This window comes from Bacillus sp. z14 (2026) (assembly GCF_058313575.1).
Genome location: NZ_JBZFQK010000002.1, coordinates 396,537 through 408,765 on the forward strand (window position 1 = coordinate 396,537; position 12,229 = coordinate 408,765).

Genomic DNA, 12,229 nt, shown 5'->3' on the forward strand with positions numbered 1-12,229 from the left:
TCCAAAGAACAAAACTTTTCTATATTAATAGGATCAAACCGGAGCGGTTGATGCTGGGACGGAGGAACCGATATGGTAAAGGCAATCATGTTTGACCTCGATGATACATTGTTATGGGATCAAAAAAGTGTTCAGGAAGCTTTCAGGGTAACCTGCGGGCTGTCTATAAACAAATATCAGATTGACCCAGTGCAGCTAGAAGAATCAGTTAGAAAGGAAGCCACTAAACTGTATAGCTCCTATGAAACATTCGCTTTTACACAAATGATTGGGATAAATCCATTTGAGGGATTATGGGGGGATTTTCAGGACAAACATGAGCAATTTCAAAAGATGGCTCAAATTATGCCGCTCTATCGCAAGGATGCGTGGACGAATGGGTTGAAAGCATTGGGAATAGAGGATGCAGAGTTAGGACAGGAATTAGCAGAAAAGTTTCCTGAAGAAAGAAGAAAACATCCCTTTATTTATGAGGATACCTTTGAAGTGCTGGATCAATTAAAGGGTTGTGTTAAACTTCTTTTACTGACAAATGGCTCCCCGCAATTGCAAACAACAAAGCTGGAAATAACACCTGAAATAGCTCCCTATTTCGATCATATTGTCATTTCAGGGGATTTTGGACAAGGTAAGCCGGCTCCCGAACTCTTTGAACATGCTGTAGGATTATTAGAGGTTGAAAAAAAAGAAGTCCTGATGGTTGGAGATAATCTGATGACGGATATTCTCGGTGCCAATCGTGCAGGAATAAAATCTGTTTGGGTAAACCGCCATCATAAAGTAACGGATCAAGTGAAGCCTACCTATGAGATTAAGAAACTGGCGGATTTACTACCATTGCTGAAGGAAATATAATTATGAATATCTTGTGAAAGAAATTTCAAGAAGTGTCGCGGAGACCAATTCATCCTTAAGGGGTTAAGTACCCCAGGTTGAATTGGTTTTTTATTTTTGACTGTTTTCGTAATGATGATTTGCCTTTACATACAACAATAAGCCTATATTTGAAAATTACCTAGTTTACATTAAAAAAGGTTGAGGGTGAAGATTTGTAATATCCATATTGACCCAATAGCTCCTTGACATGGGGTATATAAATAGCTACCATGAGTACATTATAATTTTACAATTATTGGTGGGTTGATTTAAATATATCTTGAAAAGTCGGTGTATAGCAGTGGGGGAATTAAGAAATAAATGGACTGAGGAAACTAAGTTATTGATAGCTGCGCTGGTGTTGTTGATCATTTATTTGGCTCCGATGTTTATACTTGGTGAAGATTCTCATATACGGGTGCATGATAACTTAGATTCCAATATCGCTTGGTACAAGGTTCTGAAGGATAATCAAATGCTGTTTGGACCGATAAATGAGACTATTCCACAAATCATTAATGGTTTGCCGAGGAATTCAATTGGAACTGAATTCAGCGGAATTGAATGGCTCCATTATTTATTACCATCCATGACGGCATATTCAATCAGTCAGGCGATTACTAGAATCTTTGCGTTTATTGGAATGTATCTCTTACTTAAAAAGCATTTTGTTAGAAAAGAGGAACATGGCTTTATACGTGTATTCGTTGCATTGGCCTTTGCTTTGACTCCTTTTTGGCCATCCGGAATGCTTGCCACATTGGGGCATCCATTAGCCTTGTATGCCTTTTTAAATATTAGAGGCAGAGATAGTAAATGGACGGATTGGCTTATTCTAATCCTTTTGCCTTTTTATTCGAGCTTTGTACTGGGGTTCTTTTTCTTCCTGGTGGCTATGGGATTGCTTTGGCTTTATGATTGGATCAAGAAAAAAGACCCTAATTGGAAATTCTTTGGCAGTATTGCTTTAATGACTTTTATTTACCTGTTGATCGAATATCGCTTGGTTTATTCTTTGGTATTTCCTGAAGAGCCTAACAGCCGGGATGAATATTTCAGCTCTGCATTAGGATTTGCGCGATCTGTCCGTCTCATATTTAAAAATTACATAATTGGACATAATCATGTATTAACGCTTCACCAATATATTATTTTGCCTGTGTCATTTATAGCTTTATGGTTTATTTATCGGAATAAGCTTTGGAAAAGTGAGAAACGCTATGTTCAGCTGTTTATCTTGAATTTTATTTTATCTGCATGGTATGCGTTTTGGTTTTATGAGGGATGGGCATCCTTGAAAGAACAAATTTCACTTTTAAATAATTTTAATTTTGCCCGTTTTCATTTCCTGAGACCGTTAGTTTTGTACTTATTGTTTGCCCTGTCCTGCCGTATTCTTTGGAAAAATGGAGGGGGATGGAGGCAGTTTTCAAAAGGAGTCATTGTCGCTCAGCTGCTTGTCTTATTTATGTACAATCCGGAAGTGTATTATGGAAGGCTGGATGCACCGACTTTTAAGGAGTTTTATGCTGTTGACCAATTTACTGAGATTAAAGATTATATTGGAAAACCTCAGGATACGTACAGAGTGGTAAGTATAGGATTACATCCTGCTATTGCTCAATATAATGGCTTTTATACTTTGGATACGTATAACAATTACTATCCATTGGCGTACAAGCATCAGTTTCGAGAAATTATTGAGAAGGAGCTGGATAAGAACGCTCAGCTTAAAAAATATTTTGATAAATGGGGCGGGCGTTGTTATATTTTCGTGGATGAGCTTGGTAAGAAATATGATTACGAAAAAAATTCATCCAAAACAATAAAAAATTTAGAGTTGAATACGAAGGTACTGAAAGAAATGGGTGGTCAATATATAATCTCAGCTGTACCTATTGTGAATGCAGATGAGAATAACCTTGAATTGATGGATGTTTTTGATCATGAAGATTCAGCGTGGAAGATCTATCTATATCATGTCATGTAAAGGAGTTACTCATAATGAATCTGCCTGTATTAACAATCGTTGTGCCTTGTTACAATGAACAGGAGGTATTGTCTAAAACATCTGAAGAGCTTTCATCCATTCTAAAAGAGTTATTGGACTCCGGTGTAATCTCAGAAAGAAGTGCTATTTTATTTGTGGATGATGGCAGTGTTGATGATACTTGGGATTTAATACAAATGGAGAGTGTACAGAATAGGTTAGTCAAGGGTCTGAAATTAGCGGGCAATGTGGGTCATCAAAATGCATTGCTCGCTGGTCTGGCAACGGCCCAAAAGCATTCCGATTGTGTTATCTCCATCGATGCTGATTTACAGGATGACATTCAGGTCATAAAAGAGATGGTTGAAAAATACAATCAGGGATATGATATTGTCTATGGAGTTCGAGATCAGCGAAAGAAGGATACTATATTCAAACGGACCACAGCGCTTAGCTTTTATCGTATGATGGGTAAATTGGGAATCAAGTTAATTCCTAATCATGCAGATTTTAGATTAATGAGCAAGCGTGCATTGGGAGAACTCTTAAAATATAAGGAACGGAATTTATTCTTAAGAGGTATGATTCCAATGATTGGCTTTTCCTCCGCTGAAGTCTTTTATGATCGGAAGGAAAGAGAAGCGGGAGAGTCTAAATATCCGTTAAAGAAAATGATTTCTTTTGCGCTTGATGGGATTACCTCCTTTAGTGTTGCGCCGATACGCTGTGTTACCTACATTGGCTTTTTGACGCTATTTATCAGTGTGGTCGCAGGCAGCTATGCTCTAATTCAAAAAACACTGGGGAATACACAATCTGGCTGGACTTCCATCATGATTTCTCTGTGGATCATTGGTGGCTTGCAGTTGATTGGTATTGGAATAGTGGGTGAATACATTGGCAAGATTTTTAAAGAGGTTAAACAAAGGCCGATTTATGCCATTGATGTGGACAACTATACTGAAGATCAAAAAGACCAGGCGAACCAGAAAAATCAATATAAATCTCGCTAACAGGAATATATGTATCATTGGTTTGAAAACAGGAAGGAAACTACATGACGCTTGATGCTATTACATATTATATACAGCTGTATGGATACTGGGTGATTATCTTAGTTTTATTTTGCGGGATTGTAGGAATTCCTGCACCTGAAGAAACATTTGTTATTTTTATCGGTGCTGTCATTGCTGAACAAAACCTTAATTTTCTATGGGCCATCTGCGCTGCACTATTGGGTGCTAATATGGGTATGTTTTTTACCTATATGATTGGAAGGAAGCTTGGGACATCCATCATCCAGAAGTATGGAAATCTAGTGAAAATCACACCGAAACGCTGGCAGAGTATGCATACTAGGTTTGATCAATTTGAAAATAAAATGGTTGTTATAGGATATTTTTTACCGGGACTTAGACAGCTAACTCCCTATATGTCAGGAACACGTGAATTACCATATGCAAAATTTTTCTCACTCGCATTTTTAGCAAGCTTACTATGGACAACCCTTTATATGACGATTGGATTTTATTTCGGAAATATGATTGGTCTCAAGTATTTAAGCTTCATTGCGGTCATTTTTTTCTTAATTTTCATCGTAGTACTTGCATGGAAAAATTGGTTCTCTCCTGCGAGAAGTAAAGTTAGCTCTTAAAAAATATTTTACATATTGTTCATTATAATGTAGAGAAACAGAAGCCGCTGTTAGGATGAACTGACAGCGGCTTCTGTTTTAACATATCTTATATCTTTTTTGTTTTGAAAATCGTAACCGCAACAGCTAGGCATATTCCGACCATGCCGACAGATATTGCAATCGGCGTGACATACTCTCCCGGTGCTTTGAGCCCTGTCAGGAGACTCATGGCTTCGGTTAGCTTCATCGGTGTGAGAGATTCTAGCTTTGGGAAAAGTCCGATGAGATAAACCGCCAGTACAGTACCCCCAGTTCCGAGTAAAACAGTGGTATTACTAGAGGATAGTGTAGAAAACAGCACCATAAATGATAACACCCAAAGCCCGAAAAGCCAGTAACACATTGCTGCAAAGCTAGTGTACACGGCGATGCTATTATCCCAATAAAAAGCATTATAAGCATAAGTAATACCAAAGCAAATCCAATAGCAAGCTGTCCACGATATAAATATCATCATGCTCTTTGCGATAACGAATTTCCAGCGCGAGAGACCCTTTGTCAGAACAGGGATGAGTGTTCCTTTTTGATATTCTGAAGTAAAGGATCCACTGCACATCAGTATAAAAATAATCAGTGCTATTGGAATATTTTTATAAAATTGTGTCCAGGAGGTCAAGGCATCTACAGTAACCTCTGTAACGACAAGGCCTGTTCCCTCCAAAGAGTCTGCCATCATCTCCATCATCCATGGAGTTATCTTTGCTATAGCTGGATTCATAATCCCGAAAAGTACAAATACTAGCAGTAGAATGAGCACTCGTCCTGTTCGACTCCATTCCATCCACTCTTTTTTGAAAAAAGCTAGAAAAGATTTCATTTACTGACGACCTCCATAAACAGAGATTCCAGCGATAGCTCCTGCTTTTCGAAACGGCGGAAAGGAATATGATGCTCCAAGATAAAACGTAAGACAGCTTCTGTCTGTACCTGATCAGCTCGCTCCAGCAAGAGATGATTTTCATTGCTTTTTTTGATGCTTGGAAAAGCTAAAAGCAGTTTTGCCGTATCTTCTGGATACTCCAACTCAATTTCATACCCGATGCTTGCATGTTCTCTTTTTAACTTCTCCATTGATTCCTGCAATACGATTTGTCCTTCGTGAAGGAATGCGACCTCATCACATATACGCTCAACATCGGAAAGAATATGCGTGGAAAAGAGAATAGTTGTATGTTCCTTTGCTGCGGTAAGAATATCTAGAATTTCCCTTCTTCCAACAGGATCGAGAGAGGAGGTCGGTTCATCGCAAATCAACAGTCTAGGTCGGTTGAAAAGCGCTTGTGCAATTCCGAGCCGTTGCTTCATGCCGCGTGAAAAACCTTTGATTCGCCGTTTCTCATTGGAGAGTCCCACAAGCTCCAGAAGCTCCTTGGTACGAGCCTTGATACTCGAAGATGACATCCCTGTGAGCTCACCGCAAAAATGCAAATATTCCTTAGGAGTCATAAAAGAATAAAACTCAGGTACATCAGGTAAATATCCAATAAGCCGATTTGTGGGAGTATCGCCGTAGCGAACCTTTTCTCCGCCAACAGTAATCTCCCCGCTGTTTGCCTCCAGTAAGCCAAGAATGATTTTCATAGTCGTAGTTTTCCCAGCGCCATTCTGACCCACAAAACCAAAAACAGTATGCTCCGCTACAGAAAAAGTGACATCCTCTAATACTGTTTTATCTCCAAATCGCTTTTTTACATGAGATAAAGTTAACATATTCATTATGCATCCTCTTTTCCAAGCAGAAAATACAGAATAGGTCCTATAAATTGCATGCCGATTATCACTATAACTAGCCACATGGTACGACTGCCGCGCTTATAGTTCTTATGAGTCAAAATATGATGTATGGTAAAACCCAGCAATGTAAATTCTGCAATAACCAAAGGAATAATAAAGGGTAAGAATTCTTTGACTTCATTCATAATATTTCACTCCTTCCGTAAGTTCTCTTTGTATTCTCTTAAATTCTAGATCGTCTTGAAGTGCTGTCAATAATGGATGTTTAAAAGACTCCAGTACACTTTTTGCCACAAGGCGCATATTTCGTGGCGGTGATGCTCCTAGGTCAAGTTTGCTAATCCATTCATCCAGCCTGTCAAAATAAGCATCGCCGTGGAGCAACGCGTGCTCATGGGTAAAAAGCACTCGAACTACCTGAACATATTGATTTAGCATTCCCAGCGCCTTTTCTTTTTCTCCATGTGTGATATAGACAAGTGCTGCCTGATAGAAAAATTGTGCTGCGCTATTGGGATGCAGGTTGTTTAAATCATATAGCCGAATCAATCCCTCTGTTTTTTTAATCGTTTTTTCACATACTGCAGGGTCATCCATATGAATGGCTAGGTATTGGACCGCAGTTGTAATCAGCGATATCACATGTAGATACATATTGATTTGTGTATAGCTTTTGGCTTTGTCTAAATCCCCGACGGTCAGATAGGCCTGTGCCAAAATTGAATCACTTTGGTGATAGATGCGAGTTGGATCTGCTATCATCTCCAATGCTTCAATGACTTCTTCAGCTTTACCGAGTTGGAGGTTGAATACAGCTTTCACAGTGATAGCATCATTACAAATATCTATTACTTTAGAATTTCCCTCTATATGCTCACAAAGTGTTACAGCTTCGTGCAAAATTCTTTGTTGCTCATCATGGTCCTTTGCAAGAGGAAAATGGTTCAGCCAAAGGATGCAGATCTGGAGTAAAAAGGAATAACAGGAATAATAGCGGCGAACCAGTTCTCGTGATTTATTCATCACTTCATTAAAGGGCAGTCTTGTATAGTCAGAAGCAAGCTCCACATATAGCTTTTGGATTTGTTCCCGACTCAACTGTGCTTCATAGCCCAGCAATTCATCTATACTTACATCTAGAAAAGATGCGAGCTGGGGTAATAGTAAGATGTCCGGCAAGCTCTGTTTATTTTCCCATTTAGATACGGATGCCTTCGTAACACCGATAAAATCCGCTAATTCCTTTTGGGTGAGTTTCTTTTTACGGCGCAGTTTAGCAAGGTTATGTGAAAAATTTAATGAGTACATACAACTACCTCCTATAACTATTGTAACCATAGATGCTGTAAAGCTAAATGGAGCAATACGATATTTTTCGATACAAAATCAACTAACGAGAAACTTTACGTTAAACAGTCAATAATAAATAAGCCTCAGGATCTTGTTATGGTGATCCAATGAATGTCAGTTCACGGCAACTCCAATCATAAATCCAATCTCCAAGTGGCTTACCTATGATATTTTTTTGCCTGTTGATATTAAAAAATCGTTCCTCTAAATCGTTGTTTACTTATGTAAATTAAGGGGGTTATTGTTATTATGAATAAGGGATAGTAAAAGTACTTTTTGTATTCTTTTGAAGAAATGGGTTTTCTAAGATTTCTTATAGCATTAATTGATTGATAATTTAGAAAATAGGTAAGGGCATGTGGATATGTTTTTAGTTATAGAACTGAATAGGACTGATTTATTTTACATACATTTATTTTAGTTGGCTCTTTATTAAGTAGGAATCGCAAAGAAGTTATTAATATTAAAGATTCCTATAAAGAAATGAACCTATAGTTCTCAGCTAATTTATGGATGTTCAATAGAGAATCCTTTATTACATAATCAGGGAGTGAGAAGATGTTAGAACAACTTAAACCAAAACGGATCAAAAAGGGAGATACAGTGGGCGTCATTGCTCCTGCCAGTCCTCCAAAGAAGGAGGCCCTTCAAAAAGCACTGTCTTTTCTGGAACAGGATTTAGGTCTTACCGTAAAAATGGGCAGTCATATCTATAAGGAATATGGCTATCTTGCAGGCGAAGACGCAGAACGGGTGGAAGATCTTGAAGCGATGTTTAAGGACGAAGACGTAAAAGCCATTATCTGTGCTTGTGGGGGATATGGGACGGCGCGAATTGCGGATGCCATTAATTATGAAGTCATTAGGAATAACCCAAAGATTTTCTGGGGATATTCAGATATTACATTTATACATACGGCAATTCGACAAAAGACTGGCTTGGTTACCTTTCACGGTCCTATGCTTGCATCTGATTTAGGAAATGATGATATACATCCTCGCTCTAAGGAATCATTTAAACAGCTTTTTCAATCAGAAGAAGTGAATTATAAAGAGGATATCTCCCCTTTACACCCATTTATTGAGGGAGAAGCGGAGGGTGAATTAGTAGGAGGAAATCTAAGCTTGATCACAACGACCTTGGGGACTCCTTTCGAAATAGATACGAAAGGAAAGCTCCTTTTAATAGAAGATATTTATGAAGAGCCTAGGAATATTGATATCTTCTTAAATCATTTATGGTTGGCTGGAAAGTTAAGTGATATTGCCGGTCTTGTCATCGGTGATTTTGCCGATTGCGAGCCAAAAAGCAGACGGACACTCACCCTTGATGAGGTATTGACTCACTATACAAAACTGATTAATAAGCCAGCTATGGGTGGATTTAAAATTGGTCATTGCAATCCACATATTGGAATACCACTTGGCGTGAAAGCCAAAATCAGCACTGCAGAGAAGACACTTACCATTGAAAGCGGAATTGCAGATGAAAATTAGTAATATCGAAACCTATCGTATACAAGTTCCTTTAATTAAACCATTTAAAACAGCATTAAGGATTGTAAATACAGCTGACTCTGTTTATGTCAAAATTCAATGTGACAATGGTTTGGTTGGATGGGGAGAAGCAACCGCAACTGCTGTTATTACTGGTGATACATTACAATCAATAGAAACAGCTATTCACGACTTTTTTAAACCCAGTTTAATAGGAAAAGATATTTTGTGTTTCGAAGAGATTTTTCATGACCTATCCGCTATTATGACAAGAAATTCAAGCGGAAGAGCGGCAATTGATATGGCTATTTATGATTGTCTGGCCCAAAATAGTAAGCTGCCCCTTTATCAGTATTTAGGTGGCAGAAGCTCTCGGCTTGAAACAGACTTTACGGTAAGTGTGGATATCCCTCACATAATGGGGGAGGAGGCATTGGAATATGTAAAGAGCGGTTTTACAACCTTAAAGGTTAAAGTAGGTCTCGGTAATATAAATGAGGATATTGCGAGAGTGAAAGAAATTAGAAAGTGTGTGGGGAATGAGATTACGATACGTCTGGATGCTAACCAAGGATGGACTGCGAAGGAAGCGATTCAGGCAATCCGCCGTATGGAGGAAATGGGTTTACAAATTGAATTGGTGGAACAACCGGTCAAGGCAGATGATTTGGAAGGGCTCAGACAAGTAACTAATCAGGTAAATACATTTATTATGGCAGATGAAAGTGTATTTACCCCAAGGCAAGCCTTAGAGGTCATTCGTACACGGAGTGCAGACATGATTAATATTAAATTGATGAAAACTGGAGGGATTTTTTACGCCCAGTACATTAACCAATTAGCTGAGGCGGCAGGGATGGAATGCATGATGGGCAGTATGATTGAAACACATTTAGGTTTAACAGCTGCTGCTCACTTTGCTGCAAGTAAACGTAATATTACCCGCTATGATTTTGATGCCCCTCTCATGTTATCCCGCTCCCTGATTGAAGGCGGCATACAATATAAGGGTAGTAAATTTACTTTACCCGAAATAGAAGGCTTAGGTATAAGGAATATTCAGCTCAAGTGAGAGGAGGATCAAAAAGTGGGATTTACTCACAAAATCATGACCGTTAATGTAACTGTAGCGACCGTTTGGACTACAAATCAGTCTTATAGAGAGCTTGATCGTCCAGCCATTAGCCATCCGGTCCGATTGGAGGATTGGCTTCTATTTATGAATGAGGCTGAGCGGCTTGATTTATGCGAATCCAATAGAATCCAGACCCAATTATTATTTGGTGAACAGGTCCTGCTGCTCGAATATAAACATGGATGGGCCCATATCATTGCCATCGAGCAGTCTTCAAAGAAAGATTCCAGAGGATATCCAGGCTGGGTACCTCTATGCCAGCTGGAGAATTATGAACCTGCATCCAATGACACTTTTGCCTTGATTACAAGTCGGAAGGCTTTGCTTACACTGGAAAAAACACAAGATACCCTAGTGCTAAGCTATCAAACGAAGTTATCATACCTTGGTGAAAAAGATGGACGGATACTTGTAGACACCCCCTTAGGTATTGGAAATTTACACAGAGATGATATAGCTTCATTTAACTGTAAAGAGAGAGGGAAGCCAGGGAGTGATATAGACATTGTCACTTCTGGAGAGCAATTCGTCGGCTTACCCTATTTGTGGGGTGGACTGAGCAGTTATGGGTATGATTGCTCAGGATTTACCTATACAATTTATAAGGCAAATGGCTATAGTATTCCACGTGATGCAAGTGAGCAGGCGCAATATGGTACGCCGATTGCGCTGAATGGGGTACAAAGGGGGGACTTGCTTTTCTTTGCATATGATAATGGAAAAGGAGCAATTCATCATGTCGGGATTTATTATGGACAAGGTAAACTTCTTCATTCACCGCATACGGGTAAATCAATTGAAATTATCCCGATTGAAGGCACTATATATGAAAAAGAGTTATGCATGGCAATGAGATGTTTGGAAAAGTAGAATTCAAAGCATGTATGTATTTAATATTGTCCCTATTTTATCGAAAGACTCCAAACATATAGTTTAACTGCTTAATAAGATAGTTTAAATGATTCGTACCAAAAAAGACAAAACCATGATGGAAAGAAAGGTTAGAAGAAACAATGTGGAACCATATTATCGGTATCAATGATTAGTCCTGATCAGAGCTTTTCCATACTGATCGGGACCTTTTTGTATTGAGTGGTTATCTGAATAATGTTAAGGGTCATTCCCTATAATGACCCTTTATGCTAATCGATTATTTTAATAGAGGTAATACTCTTGCTACTCAATTTTGTAATAAATAAAGTTGTATAATATACTAGTTTCAAGATAAATTTAAAGTGATCTTAATAGAATTGAAATCCTGTGAGGTAAGAATCTCAAGAATTCGAGGGATAAATTGGAACGTTTCAAGCGATCAATTGGGGGAATATGCATGAGAGACTATTTTATAAAGGGAACAAATATGAAACTTCCAACACTTTTTATGCTGCATGGTACAGGTGGAACAGAGCATGATTTAGTGCCGATTGCTAAATTAATTTCACCTGAGTCCTCCATTTTAAGTGTACGAGGCAACGTTTCGGAAAATGGAATGCCAAGGTTCTTTAAAAGATTGGCTGAAGGTATTTTTGATGTTGAAGATTTAAAGTTTCGTACAAAGGAACTAAACGATTATTTAAACGAAGCCTCAGTCAAGTATGGGTTTGACCGAAACAATGTGTTGGCAATCGGTTATTCAAATGGAGCTAATATAGCTGCCAGTATGCTTTTTCACTACCAACATGTATTAAAAGGAGCTATTTTGCATCATCCTATGGTTCCTTTAAGAGGAATAAAGCTGCCAGAAATGGAACGTCTGCCAATCTTTATAGGTGCCGGCAAAAACGATCCAATTTGTTCACCGGAAGAAACAAAAGAACTGAGTGAAATACTGAAGGCTGCCGGAGCCAAAGTAGAGGTTTATTGGGAACAAAATGGACACCAGCTGACACAATCAGAGGTAGAGGCTGCAGGATTATGGTTTTCTCAGCAATTTAAATAAATTGGAGATGAT

Annotated in this window: 12 protein-coding genes; 8 read left to right on the plus strand and 4 right to left on the minus strand. The window is 38.5% G+C overall.

What is annotated here, in order from left to right; translation table 11 throughout:
* Window positions 1–72: 72 nt before the first annotated feature.
* The 4 genes from AC4G3O_RS08000 to AC4G3O_RS08015 all read left to right on the plus strand — a co-directional run bounded on the left by AC4G3O_RS08000 (window position 73) and on the right by AC4G3O_RS08015 (window position 4,520).
* Window positions 73–855 carry an HAD family hydrolase gene (locus tag AC4G3O_RS08000; protein WP_139891346.1) on the plus strand — a complete coding sequence of 261 codons (783 nt, stop codon included), beginning with the start codon at window positions 73–75 and terminating at the stop codon, window positions 853–855.
* Window positions 856–1,177: 322 nt separating this feature from the next.
* The gene (locus AC4G3O_RS08005; protein ID WP_490551882.1) at window positions 1,178–2,866 is read left to right on the plus strand and encodes a DUF6044 family protein; all 1,689 of its coding nucleotides are present in this window, start codon (window positions 1,178–1,180) and stop codon (window positions 2,864–2,866) included.
* Window positions 2,867–2,880: 14 nt separating this feature from the next.
* A complete protein-coding gene (locus AC4G3O_RS08010) occupies window positions 2,881–3,879 on the plus strand; it encodes a glycosyltransferase family 2 protein (RefSeq protein ID WP_490551881.1) in 999 nt (332 codons plus the stop codon).
* A 44-nt stretch (window positions 3,880–3,923) separates the two neighbouring features.
* Window positions 3,924–4,520 carry a DedA family protein gene (locus AC4G3O_RS08015; RefSeq protein WP_490551880.1) on the plus strand — a complete coding sequence of 199 codons (597 nt, stop codon included), beginning with the start codon at window positions 3,924–3,926 and terminating at the stop codon, window positions 4,518–4,520.
* Window positions 4,521–4,608: 88 nt separating this feature from the next.
* Here AC4G3O_RS08015 and AC4G3O_RS08020 read toward each other — a convergent pair whose 3' ends face one another.
* From AC4G3O_RS08020 to AC4G3O_RS08035, 4 genes are read right to left on the minus strand one after another with little or no spacing between them, the layout of a single operon-like run.
* Entirely contained in the window at window positions 4,609–5,379 is a 771-nt protein-coding gene (locus AC4G3O_RS08020) for an ABC transporter permease (protein WP_490551879.1), read from the minus strand.
* A complete protein-coding gene (locus tag AC4G3O_RS08025) occupies window positions 5,376–6,278 on the minus strand; it encodes an ABC transporter ATP-binding protein (protein ID WP_148629517.1) in 903 nt (300 codons plus the stop codon). Before AC4G3O_RS08025 ends, AC4G3O_RS08020 begins: the two co-directional genes overlap by 4 nt.
* Window positions 6,278–6,481 (minus strand): PLDc N-terminal domain-containing protein, encoded by a 204-nt coding sequence (locus AC4G3O_RS08030; RefSeq protein ID WP_148629518.1) that lies wholly within the window; start codon window positions 6,479–6,481, stop codon window positions 6,278–6,280. Before AC4G3O_RS08030 ends, AC4G3O_RS08025 begins: the two co-directional genes overlap by 1 nt.
* Window positions 6,474–7,604, minus strand: coding sequence for a helix-turn-helix domain-containing protein (locus tag AC4G3O_RS08035; protein ID WP_491136041.1), 1,131 nt, complete (start codon window positions 7,602–7,604; stop codon window positions 6,474–6,476). The genes AC4G3O_RS08030 and AC4G3O_RS08035 overlap by 8 nt, the downstream gene beginning before the upstream one ends.
* 600 nt (window positions 7,605–8,204) lie before the next feature.
* On the opposite strand from AC4G3O_RS08035, the gene AC4G3O_RS08040 reads away from it, so the two are divergent.
* The 4 genes from AC4G3O_RS08040 to AC4G3O_RS08055 all read left to right on the plus strand — a co-directional run bounded on the left by AC4G3O_RS08040 (window position 8,205) and on the right by AC4G3O_RS08055 (window position 12,217).
* Window positions 8,205–9,143 carry a S66 peptidase family protein gene (locus AC4G3O_RS08040; protein WP_139891343.1) on the plus strand — a complete coding sequence of 313 codons (939 nt, stop codon included), beginning with the start codon at window positions 8,205–8,207 and terminating at the stop codon, window positions 9,141–9,143.
* A complete protein-coding gene (locus tag AC4G3O_RS08045) occupies window positions 9,133–10,215 on the plus strand; it encodes a dipeptide epimerase (RefSeq protein ID WP_066101083.1) in 1,083 nt (360 codons plus the stop codon). Before AC4G3O_RS08040 ends, AC4G3O_RS08045 begins: the two co-directional genes overlap by 11 nt.
* A gap of 15 nt (window positions 10,216–10,230) precedes the next feature.
* Complete coding sequence (locus tag AC4G3O_RS08050; RefSeq protein ID WP_491136042.1) at window positions 10,231–11,148, plus strand: C40 family peptidase; 918 nt, start codon at window positions 10,231–10,233, stop codon at window positions 11,146–11,148.
* Between the two features lie 460 nt (window positions 11,149–11,608).
* A complete protein-coding gene (locus AC4G3O_RS08055) occupies window positions 11,609–12,217 on the plus strand; it encodes an alpha/beta hydrolase (protein ID WP_139891342.1) in 609 nt (202 codons plus the stop codon).
* Window positions 12,218–12,229: the final 12 nt, after the last annotated feature.

Coding starts and splice junctions, on each gene's coding strand:
- AC4G3O_RS08000 (WP_139891346.1), top strand. CDS start 73: ATGGTAAAGGCAATCATGTTTGACCTCGATGATACATTGTTATGGGAT.
- AC4G3O_RS08010 (WP_490551881.1), top strand. CDS start 2,881: ATGAATCTGCCTGTATTAACAATCGTTGTGCCTTGTTACAATGAACAG.
- AC4G3O_RS08015 (WP_490551880.1), top strand. CDS start 3,924: ATGACGCTTGATGCTATTACATATTATATACAGCTGTATGGATACTGG.
- AC4G3O_RS08020 (WP_490551879.1), bottom strand. CDS start 5,379: ATGAAATCTTTTCTAGCTTTTTTCAAAAAAGAGTGGATGGAATGGAGT.
- AC4G3O_RS08025 (WP_148629517.1), bottom strand. CDS start 6,278: ATGAATATGTTAACTTTATCTCATGTAAAAAAGCGATTTGGAGATAAA.
- AC4G3O_RS08030 (WP_148629518.1), bottom strand. CDS start 6,481: ATGAATGAAGTCAAAGAATTCTTACCCTTTATTATTCCTTTGGTTATT.
- AC4G3O_RS08035 (WP_491136041.1), bottom strand. CDS start 7,604: ATGTACTCATTAAATTTTTCACATAACCTTGCTAAACTGCGCCGTAAA.
- AC4G3O_RS08040 (WP_139891343.1), top strand. CDS start 8,205: ATGTTAGAACAACTTAAACCAAAACGGATCAAAAAGGGAGATACAGTG.
- AC4G3O_RS08045 (WP_066101083.1), top strand. CDS start 9,133: ATGAAAATTAGTAATATCGAAACCTATCGTATACAAGTTCCTTTAATT.
- AC4G3O_RS08055 (WP_139891342.1), top strand. CDS start 11,609: ATGAGAGACTATTTTATAAAGGGAACAAATATGAAACTTCCAACACTT.